The 20704-nt window shown below is 48.4% G+C and carries 16 protein-coding genes; 5 read left to right on the top strand and 11 right to left on the bottom strand.

Going from position 1 to position 20704, the window contains the following annotated elements:
- Positions 1–20 precede the first annotated feature (20 nt).
- From ACFQZT_RS07715 to yicI, 6 genes are all read right to left on the bottom strand, one after another.
- Positions 21–848 (bottom strand): carbohydrate ABC transporter permease, encoded by an 828-nt coding sequence (locus tag ACFQZT_RS07715; protein WP_379298309.1) that lies wholly within the window; start codon positions 846–848, stop codon positions 21–23.
- A complete protein-coding gene (locus tag ACFQZT_RS07710) occupies positions 845–1732 on the bottom strand; it encodes a carbohydrate ABC transporter permease (RefSeq protein WP_379298307.1) in 888 nt (295 codons plus the stop codon). Before ACFQZT_RS07710 ends, ACFQZT_RS07715 begins: the two co-directional genes overlap by 4 nt.
- Positions 1733–1825: 93 nt before the next feature.
- Positions 1826–3133 carry an ABC transporter substrate-binding protein gene (locus ACFQZT_RS07705; protein WP_379298305.1) on the bottom strand — a complete coding sequence of 436 codons (1308 nt, stop codon included), beginning with the start codon at positions 3131–3133 and terminating at the stop codon, positions 1826–1828.
- A 93-nt stretch (positions 3134–3226) separates the two neighbouring features.
- Positions 3227–4840: a response regulator transcription factor gene (locus ACFQZT_RS07700; protein WP_379298303.1), complete on the bottom strand. Its 1614-nt coding sequence runs from the start codon at positions 4838–4840 to the stop codon at positions 3227–3229.
- Entirely contained in the window at positions 4818–6593 is a 1776-nt protein-coding gene (locus ACFQZT_RS07695; protein ID WP_379298301.1) for a sensor histidine kinase, read from the bottom strand. The genes ACFQZT_RS07700 and ACFQZT_RS07695 overlap by 23 nt, the downstream gene beginning before the upstream one ends.
- An 88-nt stretch (positions 6594–6681) precedes the next feature.
- The gene (gene yicI / locus ACFQZT_RS07690) at positions 6682–9006 is read right to left on the bottom strand and encodes an alpha-xylosidase (RefSeq protein ID WP_379298300.1); all 2325 of its coding nucleotides are present in this window, start codon (positions 9004–9006) and stop codon (positions 6682–6684) included.
- Between the two features lie 146 nt (positions 9007–9152).
- On the opposite strand from yicI, the gene ACFQZT_RS07685 reads away from it, so the two are divergent.
- Positions 9153–10037, top strand: coding sequence for an AraC family transcriptional regulator (locus tag ACFQZT_RS07685; protein ID WP_379298298.1), 885 nt, complete (start codon positions 9153–9155; stop codon positions 10035–10037).
- 303 nt (positions 10038–10340) lie between these two features.
- On the opposite strand, the gene ACFQZT_RS07680 is transcribed toward ACFQZT_RS07685, so the two are convergent.
- Together ACFQZT_RS07680 and ACFQZT_RS07675 are read right to left on the bottom strand one after the other, a co-directional pair.
- Positions 10341–12053, bottom strand: coding sequence for a glycoside hydrolase family 2 protein (locus ACFQZT_RS07680; RefSeq protein ID WP_379298296.1), 1713 nt, complete (start codon positions 12051–12053; stop codon positions 10341–10343).
- 460 nt (positions 12054–12513) lie between these two features.
- Complete coding sequence (locus ACFQZT_RS07675) at positions 12514–13005, bottom strand: NanQ anomerase/TabA/YiaL family protein (protein ID WP_379298294.1); 492 nt, start codon at positions 13003–13005, stop codon at positions 12514–12516.
- Positions 13006–13175: 170 nt separating this feature from the next.
- On the opposite strand from ACFQZT_RS07675, the gene cysC reads away from it, so the two are divergent.
- On the top strand, positions 13176–13790 hold the full coding sequence (gene cysC, locus ACFQZT_RS07670; RefSeq protein WP_379298292.1) for an adenylyl-sulfate kinase: 615 nt from the start codon (positions 13176–13178) through the stop codon (positions 13788–13790).
- Here cysC and ACFQZT_RS07665 read toward each other — a convergent pair.
- Complete coding sequence (locus tag ACFQZT_RS07665; RefSeq protein ID WP_379298290.1) at positions 13787–14812, bottom strand: glycosyltransferase; 1026 nt, start codon at positions 14810–14812, stop codon at positions 13787–13789. The genes cysC and ACFQZT_RS07665 overlap by 4 nt on opposite strands.
- Before the next feature lie 94 nt (positions 14813–14906).
- On the opposite strand from ACFQZT_RS07665, the gene ACFQZT_RS07660 reads away from it, so the two are divergent.
- On the top strand, positions 14907–16214 hold the full coding sequence (locus ACFQZT_RS07660) for a glycosyltransferase family 2 protein (RefSeq protein WP_379298288.1): 1308 nt from the start codon (positions 14907–14909) through the stop codon (positions 16212–16214).
- Between the two features lie 12 nt (positions 16215–16226).
- Here ACFQZT_RS07660 and ACFQZT_RS07655 read toward each other — a convergent pair whose 3' ends face one another.
- Both ACFQZT_RS07655 and ACFQZT_RS07650 read right to left on the bottom strand, forming a co-directional pair.
- On the bottom strand, positions 16227–16430 hold the full coding sequence (locus tag ACFQZT_RS07655; protein WP_379298286.1) for a hypothetical protein: 204 nt from the start codon (positions 16428–16430) through the stop codon (positions 16227–16229).
- A 23-nt stretch (positions 16431–16453) separates the two neighbouring features.
- Positions 16454–16885: a hypothetical protein gene (locus ACFQZT_RS07650; protein WP_379298284.1), complete on the bottom strand. Its 432-nt coding sequence runs from the start codon at positions 16883–16885 to the stop codon at positions 16454–16456.
- 87 nt (positions 16886–16972) lie between these two features.
- Between ACFQZT_RS07650 and ACFQZT_RS07645 the strand changes: the two genes are divergently transcribed.
- Positions 16973–19636, top strand: coding sequence for a glycosyltransferase (locus tag ACFQZT_RS07645; RefSeq protein WP_379298283.1), 2664 nt, complete (start codon positions 16973–16975; stop codon positions 19634–19636).
- An 8-nt stretch (positions 19637–19644) separates the two neighbouring features.
- Complete coding sequence (locus ACFQZT_RS07640; RefSeq protein ID WP_379298281.1) at positions 19645–20382, top strand: sulfotransferase; 738 nt, start codon at positions 19645–19647, stop codon at positions 20380–20382.
- The last annotated feature ends 322 nt before the right edge of the window (positions 20383–20704 follow it).

Genomic DNA, 20704 nt, shown 5'->3' with positions numbered 1-20704 from the left:
TTCTTTTTAAAAAAGTAAAATTAACCTTTGACCGCACCGGCAACCATGCCTTTGATAATGAATTTCTGCATGAACAAGAAAAACAAGATGGGTGGTGTGGTTGTGAAAACGACAGCGGTCAGCGCGTAATTCCATTCGCTCTTGTACTGGCCGAAAAACTTGTAGGAAGCGAGCTGTAAAGTTGCTTCTTTGCCGTTGAGCATAATAAGCGGCAGCAGGAAGTCATTCCATATCCACATCACATTAAGAATGGCGACCGTACTGATGACAGGTATCATGATCGGAAATACGATCTGAAAGAAGATCCGATACGAAGAGCAGCCGTCCATGGCTGCACACTCTTCAAGCTCTGCCGGGATGGATTTCACGAAGCCGTGAAACATAAAAATCGCTAGCGGACAACCGAGCCCCCAGTAAATAACGTTCAGGCCGCTTAAGCTATTGATCAAATGCAGCTCTTTGGAAAGCTTCGTCAAGGTAATCATGAACGATTGAAACGGCAGCATCATCGGTGAAATCGCGAGAAAGAACAGCAACGCGCTCAGTTTGCTTTTTGTCCGGGACAATTTATAGCCGGCCATCGATCCGAACAGCAATATGCCGAGTACACTGACTATGGTTATAAATAAAGTGTTCAAAAAGAGTTGCGGATATTTCATCAAATCCCAAACTTGTACATAATTCTCAAAGCTGAACGCCCGTGGCAGGCTGACCACATTGGTTACGACTTCCTTGTAATCCTTGAACGTATTGATCAGTACCAGGAAGAGCGGGTACAGGAATGCGCAGGTCAGCAAAATGACGATAACTTCCAGCAGCAGTAAGTTTCTTCGGACTCGGCGCGTCATGCTTCCACTTCCTTACTTTTGAAAAATTTAACCTGAAGTACTGTGATGAGCAGGATCAATACGACAAATAGCAGCGATTTTGCCGTAGCATACCCGAATCGGTTATTCACGAAAGCTTCATTGTAGATATCCATCGTAATACTCGTTGTAGCGCCTCCGGGCCCTCCGAAGGTCAATGTATAAATGATATCGAACACCTTAAGAGAGTTCGCTATTGTCAAAAAGAAAGCAACCGTCAGGGAAGGCATCAGCAAAGGAAGTGTAATCGTGAAAAACCGCTTCAGTCCGACCACGCCATCGATCGATGCGGCTTCATTCAGCTCAGAAGGAATCGATTGAAGCCCCGTAATATAAATCATCATGTAAAAGCCGACAGATTGCCATACACTGACCAACAGGATAGATATAAACGCCAGATGCTGATCCCCCAGCCAGCTCCATTGAAACAGAGACCAATGCGTAGCTTCGTGCAAAGCTTCGAAAACCCGCGTAAACACAAACTTCCAAATAAATCCGATAATGACCAGACTGATAATGTTCGGAATGAAAAAAGCCGCTCGAAGCACAGCTTTGGACTTTAAAGATTTCGTCAACAGAACAGCAAGAGTAATGGCAATGACATTCGTCAAAATAACGTTCAGAATGCCGTATAGCAAAGTAAAGAAAAGGGATTTCAAGGAGCCTGTATCCGTAGTGAATAGCTCGATAAAGTTATCGAGTCCGATAAATTTGATGTTTTTGCCTACGCCGTTCCATTTGGTCAAAGAGTAATAAAGCGACAAAAGAAACGGAATGATGGCTGCAAGCAAAATGAAGATCATTGCCGGCGTAACAAAAACGAAAAATTCCGTATAGCTTCTGGCTGTTTTATTGAAAGCTTTCATTGATCTCACTCCGGTGCTTATAAAGTAATCGTGAACCCGGACCGCCGGGCGATCCGAATTCACGATGGGAAATCAGAGGGGCAGTCGCAGCGTTTACTCAGCTGCCTTGGCTAATTTCGCCCAGGTTTTGTCGAGCTCGTCTTTGATTTGATCTCTCGTTGCCGCGCCTCCTACGTATTTCTGCAAGATTTCGCCTGCCTTTTGCTCATAACCGTCCGGCCAGTAGCCTTTGACCCAAGGATAAGTGACACCGCTTTTCACGAATTCAGACGTTGCCTTCGCGAGCTGCGCATCCGGGAAAGGAGCATCTTTGATCGTGGATATTTGTTTCGTTTCCGCAGGAACGAATTTCTTGCCGTAATCGGAAGTGGTCAGCCAGTTGAAGAACTTCAACACTTCTTTAAGGTTTTTGGAATCTTTGTTGATCCGGTAGACGATATTGGAATCGACCATGAGTCCGGCTTTGGAGCCGTCTTCGCCGACTGGGCCAGCCATGAAGCCGATGTCGAGATCCTTATTGATTTTACGAATCGATTCTTCGGCCCAAGTGCCTTGGTGCATGATCGCGGCCTTGCCCTGTGCGAACAAGTTCACCTGCGCGTTGAAATCCGTTTCAAGCGGCTTCGGATTACCATATTTCGTCGTAATGTCGAGCAAATCGAAAATATTCATCGCCGCCGGAATGTCGCTCAGCTTCTTTTTACCCGCGTTGATTTCGGCAAATGTTGCCGCATAGTCGCCGCCCATGGAGGACATGACCTGCGTAAAGGTCTGCTCCAGCACCCACCATTCTTTGTACCCATTGGAGAAAGGAATGATGCCTTTGGCTTGAAGCTTCTTCGCCGCCTCCTCCAATTGACTGTATGTTTTGGGCAGCTCGGTGATGCCCGCTTCGGCAAACAGCTTTTTATTGTAAATGAAGGAATGCGATTGAAGAATGAACGGATAGCCGAGGACTTTGCCGTCCAAGGTCACGCCTGTCTTGGCCGAGTCTGCGATGTTTTTCATAAAGTCTTCTTTAGACAAATCGTAGGCGTAGTCTTTGTATGTTTTATTCTCGTTGTAGGCGCCGGACATGAAGATATCCGGAATGTCGCCGGAATTGATGCGCGTCTTAAGAAGCGTCGGGTAATCATCCTGATGGATCGTGATGTCGATGGTTACGTTCGGATTTTGCTTATGATATTCATCGGCCAAATGATGCATGGCGTCGGTCATCTCCGGCGCATATTGCAGGATGCTCAGCGTCACCGGTTTGGTGCCGGCAGGCGAAGCTGTTGCAGCCGCTTTTTCTGTAGAACCCGCGTTAGTCGCCTCAGGTTTGGAGCCGCTTGCACAACCGGCCAGCATGGATACGGCAAGTACCGAAGTTGTGATTACGCCTAGAGATCTTTTGCTCATGTGAATGTTGCCTCCCTTTTTGTTTGTAAGCGTTAAGCATAGTTTCATTTAACTAGATTTCTGCTCTAGGTTCCATGCAAAATGGTGCCTTCATTAGGGTAAAAAAATGTCATGTGCGGATTGCTTTCTATATTCAAGCGGTGATACCCCGATATGCTTCTTAAACGCTTTGCTGAAATAGTTCGTATCGTTAAATCCGATAGTCTCGCTAACGGTTTGTATTTTCAGTTCGGGATCCTTCAACAGCTCCTTGGCCTTGTCCATGCGGACTTGAAGCGTATATTCATAAATGCCGCAGCCGAATTTGTGCTTGAAAAGGCGCAGCAAATGCTCTTTGCTGATAAAATGCTTTTCCGTAAAAAACGCGATGGAGATGTCTTCATAATAGTGATCGTCAATATAGTCCTTAATTTGATCGACACTAGGCTTATCTCCGGATCTACGGCCTCTGATCGCTGCTTCGAACCATTCCTCCATGAAACCGGTCAGCGCCAATTCGTAAGCTCCAAATTCCATCACCCGGTCATCGAATTCCAAAACGAATCGCTCCAGAAGCTGCGAAGGATAGGCGGAGAAGGTGCTTTCCATCGCGAGTTGTTCGGTGATGATCCGAAATTCCGTATTGCATTGCAGCATCATCTCCAAGCTGAAATAGCCGGCTCTTCTAATCTCCTCGAAAAAATTCCTGATGATGGTCCCGGCATAAACCGTGCTGCCCGTTTCCAAAGCATGCAGCAGCACATCCTTTTTCGCTATAATCGATATTCGATTGGCGGCGACCTGGGTCCGGTCTGCCTCTGCAACGCCGGATTCCAGCAAATTGGACCGCATCAACTCCATTTTGGCCGACTGATACGCGGTATCCAATTGATCCAGACGTTCCGTTGCCGCTCCGATTGCTGCCATGCACTTGGCTCCAAACGTTTCCCGCAGTCGGAACATTGCCCATTGAAGCGCTTTATCGTTCATGCGCATCGTTTGCTTCAAAGGAGACAGCACGATGATAAATTCCTGCTCTGCTCTACTGCTTTTAAAGCTGAATGGCTGTCCGGCCTCTGAAAAAAGCTCATTTAATGCGTTGGTTATCGCATAATAGCAAGCGTGCATGTCACCGCCGAATTTCTTTTGACTTACTTCGGATAAGTTCAAAATGGTCATGACGATGACTTGAAAACGGTCCTCCGGCTTCGATTCAATCAGTTGTTCCAATTCTTTGATTTTATGAAATTTGCCATTCTGGTCGATAATCGAGGCAAATATTTTTTCCTTCACGAGCGGCATCGAGATGTTCTGCAAAATCGCGCCGGTCATCCTGTTGTCCCGTTCTGCCTGCTCACGGTCAAGCTGCTCCACAGCCTTCGCTATCGCCTGATTCAGCTCCGCTTTTTTGATCGGCTTCAGCATGTAATCCAGAGCTCCGGAAGTAATAGCTCCCCTGGCGAATTCGAAATCGTCGTAACCGCTCACAACAATATACTTACCTCCCGATACTGCTTGGGCTTGCCGTAAAAACTCCACTCCACCCAGGAAAGGCATGCGCATATCGACAAAAATCAAATCGGGCTGTAAGGTTTTCAGCAGACTTAGCCCCTCTAGACCGTCCTTTGCTTCCGCCACCGTTGTAATCCGGTATTCGGCCCAAGCTCCAAGCGCACGGATTGCGCGTCTTGCAGGTTCCTCGTCATCAATAATCAGTGCTTTGTACATGCTGCCCCTCCTTTCTGACCGGCAATCCGATTTGAATATCGGTGCCTTGATTCGGCTGACTGCTTATGGTGATATGGGCGTCACCGCCATACATCAACTTGATGCGGGAATACAGATTCTTTAAGCCGATCTCTTCCTGAACCTCCAAATAATTGTCATTCATCCCTGCTCTGACTTCGTCCAAACGTTCAGCCGTCATGCCCGGACCGTCGTCAGCGACATGAAGGACCAGCCATTGTTCATCCCAATCGGCTCTGATTTCGATATAAATCGCTTCGGACATTTGCTCCAGTGCATGTTCAATCGCGTTTTCCAGCAAAATTTGTAAAGTCATTTTGGGGATCGGCACGACCATGACTTCCGAAGGTATGTCGATCGCCACCTGCAGCCGATCGCCGAATCTCGCTTTTTGCAAGATCAAATAGTTTTGAATATGTGCCAACTCATGTCCTACGCTGACGGTTTCCCCGTCTTTGATGCAATACCGGAGAGACGAAGCCAAGGCATCAACCATGAGGCGGATGGAATCGACCTCGTGAATAATTGCCTCCGTCGAAACCGCCTGCAGCGAATTATATAAAAAGTGCGGATTAATCTGCGCTTCAAGCGCCTTTAGCCGTGCATTGCGCTCGTTCAGCTTCATTTCATAGCGCTCCGCAATCAAATCGTTGATTCTGACCACCATCTGATTGAACTTTCGGGAGAGATGCGCGATTTCGTCTCTTCCTTTGAACTCATAATCCAGTTCGAAATTCCCTTCTCCCAGCTGTTCGATTCTACGCGAGAAATCTTTTAACCGCCTGGTAATCGCATTGGAAACGAAGATGACCACGATAATGGAGAACAATAAAAATCCGCTGCCCACGACTAAATTAATCCGTCTTGCGTCCGCAGCGGCTCTATTCAGCTCAGCTGTTGGCGTCAGCTTAACCAGCTTCCACTTATTTTGAGCGGAAATATTGTATTGAAGCAAGAATGAAGAATGATCCAAGCTCTGCTCCATATAACCGGCTTCCCCGCTTTGCTCGTCGACTGTCTTCAGCAAAGCATTCCACTGTGGCTCGGTTACCTCACCTTGGTTGCTATAGAAATGCTGATTCTCATGGTTAAATAGTCCGACGATTTCGCCCGATTTGTCCGTTAGATCACCGAATATACGGTTCAGCTCCCGATCATTTAGCGTAACCGAAATCACTGCCAGCGGACGTTTATCGGCGATATTGATGAGAATCCGGTGAAACACCAGAAATTGCTGCGGCTGGGCTGCAGGTTCCATACTGCGAAACTTTGGACTCCCCGCCGCTTCTTTGTACCAAGCTTCCTGCTCTGTTTGATAATCGCTTTGCTGAGATAGATTGACCGTAGAACGAGAGAGCCGGTAACTGGTGTGATTGATCGGCGTATAAACCGTAATTTCTTCGATATCCTCCCGCGAGTAGAACATGTTCTTGATCTGATTCTGAATTTGGAATTGCGCCAGATATTCGCTTGAAATAATCGAGTCCATGAACACGGAATCTTTCCGCGGTGCTAATGTAAACTCGTCTATCTTACTGATATAATTGTCGAGGTTCTGATTAACCAGCTTCATGATCTTCTGGTTGCCGGCTATGAAATTCTCCTCGTTCATCAAGGACGATTGCCGATAGGAGAGGTAAGAAAGCAAGATCACAATGAAGGCTACAATGAGCGAAAATACGACGATCAGCTTGCTGCGCAGCCGCCCGTTCAAGATGTGAAAGATCCGTTCCAAAATTCCCTCTCCTTCCTATTGTTGATTTTTTCTGCTGGAACAGAATTTTCCCCCTTAAGTCTACTCAGACTAAAAGGGGGAAAGTTCGTCATAGCATTATGGTAATTGTTTCAAAAGCGCTCGCGGTGATACGCACGCCGAATTCGTGCGCCTCCTGAGTGCCTCCCTCAACTCTAACTGTTGAGGATGCGCCTCTTAGAACGAGGCTCCACTTGCTGCCTTCTGCTGCTCCAGCAGCCGCAACCCGGATCATATTACCGCTGCGAGCCGCAGTTAGCGTAACCTCTTGCTTGGTTGTCGGATGATAAACACGAGATATGGCTTCCCGGCCGTCTTCCAGCTCAAACAGATGGTACTCGCTGAGCACCGTATAGTCGTAATCCGGCTTCTCATCCACCGTACCTAAGGCCAGTAAAGTGTTCGGACGTACGAAGAGCGGAATGCTCATGTAGTCGTGGCGCTCTTTGAACCATTTGCCGCCTTCGACCTGAGCGCCGTTCAAGAAGTTAGTCCAAGTTCCGGCCGGCAGGTAGTAAGATGCCAGACCTGTTTCATCAAAAACCGGAGCAACCATCAACGAGTCCCCGAGCATATATTGTCGATCCAGCACATCGCAGGTTGGATCGTCACCGAACTCCAGCATCATAGCGCGCATGAGCGGCAAACCTTTTAGCGAAGCCTCGACTGCGGTGCTGAACATGTAAGGCATCAGCTTGCTTTTAAGCTTCGTGAAGAAACGAAGCACATCGACGGCTTCTTCATCATATATCCACGGAACGCGGTACGAACGGCTTCCGTGCAGGCGGCTGTGGCTGGAGAGCAAGCCGAACGCGGCCCACCGCTTGTAGAGATCCGCACTGGAGGTGCTTTCGAAGCCGCCGATATCGTGGCTCCAAAATCCGAAGCCGGACAAGCCGAGCGAAAGGCCTCCGCGGAGGCTTTCTGCCATCGATTCATACGTGGCCGTGCAGTCGCCGCCCCAGTGAACCGGGAACTGCTGTCCGCCGGCCGTGGCGGAGCGGGCGAACAGGGCCGCTTCGCCTTTGCCCAGCTTTTCTTCCAGCACGTCGAAGACGACTTTGTTGTACAACTGTGTATAGTAGTTGTGCATTTTGAACGGATCCGAGCCGTCATGATAGACGACATCCGTCGGAATGCGTTCGCCGAAATCGGTCTTAAACGAGTCGACGCCCATATCGACCAGCCTTCTCAGCTTGCTCGCATACCACTCGCACGCGGCCGGATTGGTGAAGTCGACAATCCCCATACCCGGCTGCCACATATCCCACTGCCAGACGTCGCCGTTCGGTTTTAGGATCAGGTATCCGTTCTGCATGCCTTCTTCGAACATCGGAGACCGCTGTGCGATATACGGATTAATCCAGACGCAGATTTTCAGACCCTTGCTTTTCAGCCGCTGCAGCATTTTCTCCGGTTCCGGAAAAATGCGTTTATCCCATTCGAAGTCGCACCAATGGAACTCCCGCATCCAGAAACAGTCGAAATGGAAGACGTGCAGCGGCAGTTCCCGCTCCGCCATCCCGTCGATGAAGCTTGTCACTGTGGATTCGTCGTAGTTGGTCGTGAACGATGTCGTCAGCCAGAGGCCGAACGTCCATGCCGGCGGCAGCGCAGGCTTGCCGGTTAATGTCGTGTAATTGCCAAGCACTTCCTTCAGGTCGGCTCCGCCGATCAGGAAGTATTCGAGGTACTCGCCTTCTACGCTGAACTGCACCTTGGATACCTTCTCCGAAGCAACTTCGAACGAAACATTCTCAGGGTGATTGACGAATACCCCATACCCTTTATTCGTGACATAGAAAGGAATATTTTTATAAGACTGCTCGGAGTTCGTTCCTCCGTCACGGTTCCAAATATCAACGCTTTGACCGTTTTTCACAAACGAGGTAAACCGTTCGCCGAGTCCGTAAACGCTTTCTCCTACAGCCAAGTCAAGCTGATCTCGCATAAAATTGCCCTCATTATCAGAAATCACATAGCCCATGCTTTTGAAGCCGCTTGAAGTCAGCTTGCGCCCGTTGTAATCGAACTGCAGGTTCCACGGCTGATCTTTGTGGATGCTCGCGCGTAAACTGCCGCTCATTAAACTCGCTTCCTGCTTATTCTCTTGGACTTCAACCGAGAGGCTTTCATCCGTGTTGATCGTGAAGAAAGGCCCGACCTGCCGCTTCCCTTTATGATGATAAATTTGCACGCGGATTACATCTTTCAGCGGCGAAGAAAGCTTCACCTCGATGAGCGGTGTATCCAACTCGCCGGATCGGTCAACGATCGGTCTAGGCGGACCGAACAGTGTAACTGAACGATCGGTTGTATAAACGTCGTGTACCTGGACAGGACTTATAATTTGGTAGCCCTTACGGGTCATCCACTGGCCGTCGCTAAATTTCAAGGATGTCATCCCCTTATCGTATCATTTATAATAATCTTGATCTTTATCTTGATTCTTAATTAAAATAGTAATCGGTTTACAGCACATTCGTCTTGCAGAATACTGATATTTCGATATAACAATATTGATATAGGAGATCTGCTCTTATGGATTTCGAAACCTTGCATGAAGGCCGTATACATGGCGACCTTATGTTCCCGCTCAGCGTATACAAAGTGGAAAAAGAGAATGATACGTTCTTCAACTATCATTGGCATCAAGAGATTGAATGGATTTATATGACGGAGGGAAGCGCCCAATTTCATATTGGATCTGCTGTCACGGAGCTGCAGCAGGGAGAAGCGCTGCTGATTCCCAGCGGGCAGCTGCATGCCTGCTACCCAAGCGGCGATCATCCTGCTCATTTTCATGCGATCGTCTTCGACCCCTCCTTGCTCAGCAGCAGCGCCTACGATGCCATTCAAAGCAAATACATCGAACCGTGGATGGAACGGCGGTTCATACTGCCCGATAGGTTTCGTCCATCCAGTGCTTGGGAGCAGCGGCTGCTTCTGCTACTTAGGGACATCATCGAGCAATATGAGGCGAAACCGTTTGGCTTTGAGCTGAAAATTAAAGCCGCCCTTCTCTCCCTATTCGCCGAGCTGCTTCCGCATGGCGAGCCAACCTCCGACTCGCAGCGGATCTCTTCGGATTCAGCCAAAGTCGAGAGGATCAAGCCCGTCCTCCACTATATGCACGCGCAATATAAGGAACGGATTCTTATTCAGGATCTCGCATCCCTGATCTCGATGAGCGAGGGGCATTTTTGCCGTTTTTTCAAATCCATTGTGAAAAAAACGCCTATCGAATACCTCAACTTTCTACGCGTCGAAAAGGCAATGAAATATCTGGAAGACCCTAAGATCAAAATCATCGATATTGCCAGCGAGGTCGGCTTTGAGAGTCCGAGTTATTTCATCAAGACGTTCAAATCCTTGAAAAATTTAACGCCCACGGATTATCGCAAAACGTTTAATTACCAGTCCTAGCAGATCGTTTCTACTATCGGGCGTTACTACAAACGAAATTACAGAGTGTTTCAACCACCGCAGTTTCCGAGCTTAACAGGAAAAACTGGCGGTAATATTGAACGAGGGAGCCCTACAAGCAAGTTTACATGGAAATTCTACCGCTAAAACAGCCGGATTGGAGCATGGACAGCAAGATCTGTCGAATTAGCGGTACAAATTCCAGTTAATCTCACTCCCCACCTTGTAACAGCCAATATTAACGGTAGATTTTCCCGTTATTGTTGGGTGTGGACCGCCATTCGGCGGATAAGGAGCGCTACTCTAGAGCATTCGGTCAACCTCTATGGCGTGGCGGTAAAAGCTGCGCACCATTTCGTAGGCTAGCTTGGGTCTGCGATACTCGTCCACGATCCCTTTGCTGTTCTTCGTCATCGCTCGTGCCAGCAACCATCCTGTTCCCTCCGTGACCCGGCAATCACAAAATTGCCAGATGAACATCCCCGAGATGTAAGGCCGCTCCAGGAAATCTTCCAGCGCTTGGCCGACAATGTCCGCCTGGCGTTCCTCAGAGCCTTTCACGCGTGCCGGGGAGCGAAATCCGTAATAACCGTCAGCGCCAAATTCGCTTAGAATGAATGGTTTATCCGCACCGCCCGATTGATCCGCCCATGCCTTTAACCGGTCGCTCAAGTTTCCGGGCATATCTTCGGTGTACCAACCCGGATATACGTTGAAGGAGACGATATCTGCCAACTCCAAGCAAATGTCGGTAAAATGATGATGCGACGCATAACTGAGCGGACGGCTCGCATCCATACTGCGGATTTGTCTAAGCTGCCTTTCATAATGCGTTCTGCCTTCCTCCGTTTCGCTGGAACATTCGTTAAGAATCCCCCAAATGAGGATGCTGGGATGATTATAGTGCTGCTCTACCATTTCCCGGTTGCAGTTCTCACATTGCTCGGCAAAGAGAGGGTGGCGCATTTGTTCCAGCCCCAGGCCGCGCGCATGATTCTCCTCCCACACATAGATCCCCCGTTCATCGCACAAATCGAGAAAGCGCCGATCATTCGGATAGTGGGTCGTACGAACCGCGTTTGCCCCCATATCGGCGATCAAATCCAGATCGGCTGCCATCAGCTGCAGCGGGAATACCGCTCCAACGAGTGGGTGATCTTCATGTCTGCAAACCCCCTTCAGCCTGATCTCCTTGCCGTTCAAGCGAATTTGCCCGCCTTCCGTGCTGATGACGCGAAATCCGATACGTTCGATCCAATCATCTAAGGGCTCAGCGCTCTCTTGATCAAATAGCTGAGTTTCCAGCACATACAGCTGGGGAGCTTCATGCGACCACGGTGTTACCTCTGGAAAATCCAGCGTCACTGAGAGCTCAGCCGATGAATCGGCGTCTATCATGGCGATGCCAACCGTAAAATCCTTATCAGCGAGCGTAGCTTTGATTTCGATTGTTCGCCCGATCGTTGATACATTCCGAACCATCACGTTGATTGTGCCGCTCCATGCCCCTTTTTCAAATATCGGGGTAAAATGCACCCTTTCCACAAATACATCCGTGATCTCCTCCAGAACGGCCGGGCGAATGATCCCTCCATAGGTATAGTAATCGTTGGGAACATGCAGCGCTGATGCTGCGGAGAACGAATTATCGACCCTGATCGCCAGCTCATGTTCTCCTTCCGCAATATCCGCGATGACGAGGGAAAATGGCGTATATGCATTATAGTGGTGGCCTATAGGACGGCCATCCAAATAAATATCCGCCGTATGACTGATACCGTGAAATTCGAATCGAACAGGCCCCGATCTCGAAATCCTTACAATGCGCCGATACCAACCCACCCCGCGATATGTCTGAAAATCAGGATGTACATCCCAGCATCCCGGAACGGGCATCGTGTACTCGTATGTACTTGGGGGCAGCAGCCTTTCATCATCAGGCACAGTTGTGAAATCCCACATTCCCTCTAACTCGGTTTCGCGGCGAATTCGATGCGTTTGAAACAATCTGATCATAATGGATGACTCCTTTCGGCGCTCAGCTTACTAGTTCCAAAGCTTCACTCTGTCTTTCACCAACTGTGTAAATTGCTCACCCATCTTCTTCACGCCGACTTTATCCAGGTCTGCCATGAAAGCATCCCATACTTTGTCAAAATCCTCCGGTGTAGGCTGATTGAAATGAAAGTCCTTATAAGCGCTTACAACTTCAAGATGCGATCAAAACGGGAATCACGACGACCAGAATAAATGCGAGTATAATCTTGTTTTTGATGCGGATATTATTCGTTTTTTTCATAAAGGTTTGGAGCATCATTATCACCACTCGGCGCAAGAAATTTGTCGTAAAGTTAATTATAATACAGTCCCTTGCAAGAGATATACGGGAACAATTAGTGAGATTTTCATGTGTAAATTGAAAAAACTTTCCGAAGTCATGCGGGATGACCTGGAAAGTTTGGCTGTCCGGATTCAATTAAAGCTGCAAAAGATCCCTATGGATTTTAATGACGATCTTCTTGTTCGTTGTTTCCCCGTAAACAGCGCAGTTCGGCCGGTGAATATCCGATGGAAAGCAAACCACAAACATGCCCGGTTTCAAAATCACATCGGTTTCCAGCTGTTCAGCCGTTAATTCGTAAAAAGCAATGTCGTGCGAGTCGAATTTATTCGCAACCATTTGGACGTCCGGGTGCAGCTTGTAGAAGCAGAGCCGCTCTTCACCGCTAACCAGAAACTGAATATCGGTATAGACCGCATGAGATTCAGGCATCTGCTCCTGCTTGGGCCGGGTGACGAGTTCCTGAACATTGGCAAACATCAGTTCGCCATCCTCTCCTTCGAGGGGATATCGTCCGGGTTCTGCTTCGCTCAGATTGCGGGTAAGGATATACGCGATGCCTCTCTGCACTGCCGCCGGCCACAGGTTGCGCTCCTGCTCAAAATGATGAATGTCACTTATGATCATGGGGATACCCCTTTCCGTTTACATACGGTATATATTATCGCAACTGCCATCCATTTCATAGCCACCTTTAAAAATGTCCATGCACGGGCCTCAATGCCCAAGAGTTTCGCCACCATTTGCCATACATTTTATTAGTAGCCCTTTACTCAGCGAACAGGAGGTTGCCTGCGATGGAAAATGAATCGGATCGAAAGCACATATACCGTCAGCTAAGTAAGGTTACGAAGTCAGACCGATATAACCGTAATCGGCATAAAAGTTGTGTCCTATGGCTTACAGGTCTGTCCGGTTCCGGTAAAACTTCGATTTCCTTCGAGGTGGAGTGGTTGCTTTTTGAGAAAAACATCCACGCGTATGTATTGGATGGTGATAACCTGCGGCATGGGATCAATCGTGACCTTGGATTTTCCGCAATGGACAGGAGAGAAAATATCCGACGAGGCGCTGAGGTTGCCAAGCTTTTTACGGATGCCGGAATGATTACTTTACTTAGCCTGATTTCACCATACAGGGCTGATCGCGATGCGGCACGAACTTTGTTTGAAGATAAAGCGTTTGTTGAGGTTTATGTGCAATGTCCCCTAGATGTCTGCGAACAGCGCGACCCCAAGGGCCTTTATAAAAAAGCACGAACAGGAGAAATCCGCGATTTCACTGGAATCTCCGCTCCCTATGAACATCCGTTGCATCCTGAAATCGTCATACCGACGGATTGCCAAACGGTTAAAGAATCAGCCGAACAAATCATTCAATATTTGTTATCGAATCAATTACTGGAAAATTAGCGCGCTGCCTCGATCTCCCGAATTAGCGCTTTAATCGGGTGCATGCGCTGTTCCCAAGTGTGCATAAGCGCAAATTGTATTCTAGCCGTGGGGTTGCCCGGATGTTCCAAGCGATTGATAACTTTCCGAATGAACTCGGCATGTGATCCAGCCGTATCCAAGTAGGGTTCCAAAGCTCGACACTCCGGCATATCCGTTGTCACCACCGGCTTCCCCGATGCGAGGTATTCGTAAGCTTTTATCGGGTTCGTTGCCAGCGTAACGGGCGTGATTTTGAATGGAATGATGCAAACATCAAATAACCGGATGTACCCGGCCAGTTGTTCGTGAGATTTCATACCTAAATAAACCACGTTATCTTGATAAGATGAGGCTCGGAATTTTCTTTCAAATTCGGCACCGATAATGACGATCTTCACCCCGGGGATCACAGCCAGTTTACGGATAAGAATTTCATCTACCCATGGAGCCCAGGCTCCGACGTAACCAATGATTTTTTCATTGGTACTGCGGGACAAGTCGGGCATTCCATCCCCAGACAAAGGTAAATGCAGCTGCATGTCAGCATCGTAGCCGTTCCTGATCAGTTCGATCCTTCTCGCAGGATAACTGGCCGTCAAACGCAAATGCAGCCGGCCGGATGTGCAAATGATGGCATCGGACAGCTCAACCATTTCTTCCTCATGGGGAGCCGCATGGGCAAAATCGTCCACACAATCGTAAAGAATCCAATCCGGTTGATACAACTGTTTGAGGTCTCGGGCTTGTGATGCCTGGGTACACCAGACGCCTATAACAGCTCTCTTGCCTGCACGAAGCTGTGACAATTCCTCGCGTATCCAATGGTCATGCTGATGTACAAGGTATAGTCTGGGCTCTAGTTCCTCCAGCGGCCGCTGGCTTTGGGTTCGATTGCAATAGTACACGGTATGCCCGCTTCTTGCCAATTGGCTCATGATATGCTGCGGTCGTTGTTTCATCCATGACCAATCTAAAGTCGGCGGATATATGATTAGGCTCATCGCGTGCATCCTTTCACATAAATGATAACCTTCGCGAAGATAACATCATATACTATCCAGTCATGAACTTCTTTCTCTGAAGGGGAATGCCCGCATGATGCTCGCATTTGTCATAGGTTCGAAGGACCCTGCTGCTTGGAATCAAACTGTTCAATACATTAGCAAAGCATTACCGGATTGCGAGGTCATTACGTTGGATTCTTCCATAGGATCCATTGGAACCGGTTTGAATACAGCCTTAATCGATTACGAGCAGCCATTTTTCCTTACGCTCTATGCGGGCGAATGCCTCCTACCAAAGTTTCGGCATGAAATGGAGCAGTGGTTGCAGAACATCGCCGATCACGAAGCAGGGATTGTTTTGGATTCCACTGAAGACTTTCGTAACTTTCACAGGAACCATAAGTATCGTACGCCAAGAGGCCCTGTCATTTGGCGAACCGAAGCATTGCGTTCAGGGGCAACAACCGGCTTCTCGGATCTCAACAGGCTTCCTTTCGACTCTTATGTGCTGATAGAGAAGCAATACCAGTTAAGCCCGTTCTGGTCTTGGAAAATGGTGCAGACCGCCGCATGGTCTCCGCGCATCCGAGAACATTGGCCTTGGGAGAAGAAAGAGCAGGAGTGGACCTATTTGTCTCCCATCCTCCAGGCTCAGCATGCATCTCCTGTCAAAAGCAAAAATTCGGTTATTTCTGTCGTCATTTGCACTTATAACAATGCCAGTTATTTACCATGGGCGATCAACAGTGTTCGTGTTCAAACCAACCCCATCTGGGAGCTCATCATCGTTAATGACGGTTCGACAGACGAAACGCAATCCATGCTGGAATTATTGGCCGCACGCTCCAAGGATGAACGTATTTCCGTGTTAAATCTTGAGCACAATCAAGGCAAATCGGGTTGCTTGAATCGAGCGTTATCTCTGGCTTCGGGTCAGTGGCTGCTGGAATTGGATGCCGACGATTGGTTGACGCCGGATTGTCTGGAAATACTTTTAGATTCCGTCTCGGCGCCGGGAAATCCGGTATTCGTGTACGCGGATCATATAGAATGGCTCGAACGGCCGGATCGACGTCTGCTTTTTCATCAGGTGCGAATTGCACCCCAAGTGTCACACCCAGGTAAGCTGCTTGCGGATGCAATCCCGTTGGCCCCAAGGATGTACCGGATTGCAGCGCTCAAAGAAGCGGGCGGATGGACGCTGTCCGACCCTTTTTCCGGGAGATTGTATGAAGATTTATATATGCTCGCTCGCCTGCTTGAAGCCGGAACTGCTAGCCATATCTCTAAGCCTCTATATCACCGCAGATTGAGAAAGGCGAGCATGTCGCATCGGCATCAAGATGACTACGAATCATGGGTAAGCTGGTATAAGGCCGCATATCCTCCTTTTCAATGAGAACCGCCACCATTATGGGGCAAGTATGCGAACAAACTCAACATTTTGCACAAACACAGTCACTTCGCCCGTTGGAGGATAATAGCCTGATCCCGTGACTTCTATGCTAAAAAATCCATTGCCAACACTCAGCAAAGTTCCTTGAAGGAACTGACTCATCTGGAATACTTCAATCGTCCGGCCAATAAAGCCAGCCAAAGCATCAGTAAAACTCATAACATGTTCCTCCTTATACAAAGTTAGGATACGGAACCGACCTTCATTAGCGGGATAAGCGCGATAGTTCCGTTTGGTTCCAGCATTTCCACATGGTCGCTCCCTACAGCAAGCACGGTTCCTGAGACGGCACCTGCATTTGTATCAATGATGGCCGGAGATCCCGTTCTATTACCTAGGAATTGTCTGGCAGCCTCTGCTTGACCGCCGCCTGCAAGGATGCCGTTGACTTGTGAGCGAACGGCTGCAAGTTCCGTACCGAAAACCTGTTCATTTTGTATGACTCTACTCCGCAGGATAACTCCTTCTGAATCTATCCTGTTTACTTGCTGCCGAAGATCACTCACCTCTGCGGACAGCCTTCTCACTCTTTTCTTAACTGTGTGCAGCGATTCTTTGAGCTTATTGATCACTTTGGGCAACCCTTTTATGAATTCGTCATTTTCTAATACCACTGTAAACCTACCTCCTCCTCAAACTACAGACAGTGGAAAAACTAATGTACTTATATGTGAATTTTTGTAAGCAGGGAACCTGTCCCAATGAAATTGATGAAACAACCTATGCGGGGTATTTGTATTAAGGATGTGGATGATTTGGAGACTTTACCAACGTTTCAAGCGGAGTATAGGAATCGCCAAAGCTACTATGGGACTTTTCTGCACGGTGAAATCCCTCCGTTTAGCAGGGAAATCATGACCGTTCTGAAGGAGAGAGCCTACAAGGCGATTATCGTTTACCCGGAAGCCGTAGCCTGGGAGCCTCGACAACGTCCACAGCACCTGCTAAAGGAGTTTGCGGAGCGAGGATATTTATGCTTTTTCTGCGATGCTTCTTTCGGTACGACGTTCACAATAGAAGAGCAATCGCCCAATCTATTCGTCGTTAACGGTGAAGCTTATCTCCTGCCTGTTTTAAGAAGCCAGTCCGTCATTGTATTATGCAGCTGGCTATTGCAAATGGCCTGGGCGGATCTTCTGCCTCACAAAGTGCTTTGGTACGATCAACTCGATCGTCTGGAGTTTTTTTCTTTGTATGATGAACACATGCTGAAAAAGCACGAACAAGTAACGAGACAAGCGGATATTGTCACTTATACGGCAAACAGCTTATTGAAGTATGTCGGCAAGCGTGCGGATGCCGTGTTAGTGCCCAATGCGGTACGAGCCGAGGATTTCGCCCATGCCGGCGGCCCGCCTCCGGCTGATTTGGAAGCACTGTTACGTGACGGTGCTCCGGTTATCGGTTATTTTGGAGCCGTGGAAAGCTGGTTCGACTTTGAACTTATCGGGCAGGTGGCGAAGAAGCGGCCAAATTGGCGGTTCGTCATTATTGGCAATGTGAGCGGGCTTGATCTGCCTGCTTTGCCGAGCAATGTCATTTTCCTGGGAGCTAAATCTTATGGTGAAATAGCCGGCTACGGCCAATATTTTCAAGTCGGCATTATTCCGTTTAAGATCACGGAGACGACGAACGGCGTTTCGCCGGTCAAGTTTTTTGAATATGCGGCGCTCGGGATTCCGGTCGTTTCCACACCTATTCAAGAAATGAATGCCTACCAGAATGATTGGGTGCGAATTGCCGCGCATGCCAATGATTTCGAATCAGCGATTACGGATTGCCTATCTCCTTCTATTGCCTTAAAGGCTAAGCAGGAGGGCATCCTCTTTGCCCGAAAGAACCAATGGTCGGGCCGAGTCGTTGTGATGGAGAAGCTATTGGCAAGCAAGCAGTCTGCTTGGAAAGCTTATGGCAATTACAATCCTTCCGGTAAAATAGCTGCGATGACGACAACGTTTCTGGATTATAACGGGGACCATTTTTTCTCAGGCGGCGCTGAGAGATATGTCTTGGATCTTCATCAGCTATGCCGGCAAATCGGCAAGGAACTGGTGATTTATCAATACGGCAACACGCCGTGGATACGACGCATTCGCGGCGTGGATGTGATTTCGCTGGCAAGAGGCGGCCAGAATGTCCATGTTTTTTCAATCGCCACGGTCAAGACATTTAACCGCCTTTTTCAGGAGCAAGCCGCCGAGCGGGTCCTTTTCTCCATCTATTCCGCTTATTTCAACGCATGGCCATTTGCGGATCCGGTGACAAGCATCGGCATCATTCACGGGGTGTCATGGGATCATCCGCAAACGCGCTTTGAGCAGGGCGACGTCTTTTGGGAAGTAAACCGGCGGTTTATCGAAGGGGCTAAACTTTGCGGGAAAATGGTGTCCGTGGATACGAATTCAGCGAATTGGTTCCAAACCATCGACTATGCGCTGGGGCAACAAATTCAAGTAATCCCGAACTACGTGGACACGGAGCTATTCAAACCAGAGGTTGCGGGCAAAGACAACTCTGATCGAATCGTGATCTTATACCCGCGGAGGCTGTATGCGGCAAGAGGATTATATATGGTATTGGAAATTATGGATGACATCCTGGAAGCTTATCCGGATGTTGAGTTCTATTTTGCCGGTAGGGGTGATCCGGAGGATACGAAGCATGTCACTGCACAAATGGCCAAATGGCCGGGAAGAGTGTCCTGGTCCGAAATCGACCTGGAGGATATGCCCGAAGTATATCGGAAGGCGGATATTGCATTAATCCCAACCTTATACAGCGAAGGAACCAGCCTTTCCTGTCTGGAAGCGATGGCTAGCGGAAATGCCGTCATCGCTACGCGAATCGGCGGTCTGTCGGACCTGGTCATCCATGATTGGAATGGTTTATTAATTGAACCTCAAGCTCCTGCTTTGAGAACTGCCATCCTTCAATTGCTGGCTGATCCAGCCAAACTTTCCGAAATGAAGAAGAAAGCCTCCCAGGTTGCTGCGGTTTTCTCCAAAAAAAGATGGGAAAAGCATTGGTCAGAGCTCTTGCGCGAGCAGATGTCCGGCTTAGATACCAACTCGGACGGAGCGGAGCCGAGCACGCAGGGCAGGTTAGTGGAAATTTGGCTGAACGAAGTTCCAAGCGAAATGCAAGCTTTGGGTACTTTGGTGACAGGGCTATTAAAGCAAGGAGATTTGATTTATATACGCTTAAAAGAAGGTAAAGCCTTTAAATACAACAGTTTTATGCGGGTGCAGTGGTTGGGCTGGGAACAAGAAAATTTGTCAGAACCCGACGTCATATTGGCTGAACCCTCCGTACCCCAGGAAGTCATCGGAAAGCCGATAACGGCATTCTGGATGGAGGAGGGCTGAGACACTTCATGGATTTGATCATTTCAGCAGTAACTCAACGGACAGGATCCACATTGGTTCAGCGTATCTTTAATGCTAACCCGAAAACGCTGGTATGGGGTGAACAAGGTGGAATCATCACAAACTTCTTGCAGATCAAGGATTTCCTGACCCATTTTTCCCTAAACAGCGCCTTTGAAAAGCACGCATTTTTTGATGGCAGCCATAAACCGAATACGTGGACGGCTAATATGACACCTGATCTTGCCTATATAGATCAAGGCGTTATCGCTTCGATTCAGGCCATGTTCGATAAACTATACGCACAATATAGAGATGCCTATGACCGTGTCGGGTTTAAAGAAGTTCGTTACGGCCAGGAAGAAATTCTCCTGCTCCGGCAATGCTTTCAACATGCGGTAATCCTGCTCCTCGTACGTAATCCTCTGGAGGTATGGAAAAGTGAGACGGTCTACTGGTCGAATAAGGTTGAGGTATTCTGCAACGATTGGAACAGAAGGGCCCTTGAGTATGATAGCCTCCACTCTCCGGACCAAGGGATCTACCTGCTTCGGTATGAAGATATTATTAACCGCGATCCGAACGCGCTGAAGCTGCTTGGCGATCTTGCGGAGGTGTCTGGTGACACGATCGAAAGCGTGTTATCCGTCCGATTGAACAGTACCCGAAGCGAAAGAAACAAGGATGAACTGGCCTATATTAGGAAGGATGCGAAAGAGGGCATGATGCGATTCGGGTATGCTTAAGAGGTGGGGAGCAGACTCGAAAGTTCGCTAACAACAACAACAACAACAACAACAACCAGTTGACCTCCATGTGTAAAAAGAAGGGGTCGCGAGGCGATTACACGGAGATTGCGAAGTACTTAGAACAAAGGTCGTTAATAAGGTCCGCAATGACCGCAAAAGCTCGAGTATAGAAGAATGAAATGCCTAAACAGTCGGTAATGCCCTATATGTCTACAGTTCCCCCTTACCCGTCGTGGAAAGAACAAAGGTCGCTAAATAGAGAACATTTTGACGCATTTGGTGGGTAAATGACCATCAATCAGGCTTCGAACGAATAAAA

It is taken from the genome of Paenibacillus sp. GCM10027628 (assembly GCF_042676385.1).
Taxonomy (GTDB): Bacteria; Bacillota; Bacilli; order Paenibacillales; family NBRC-103111; genus Paenibacillus_E.
This window is presented reverse-complemented; position numbering and strand designations above follow the sequence as displayed.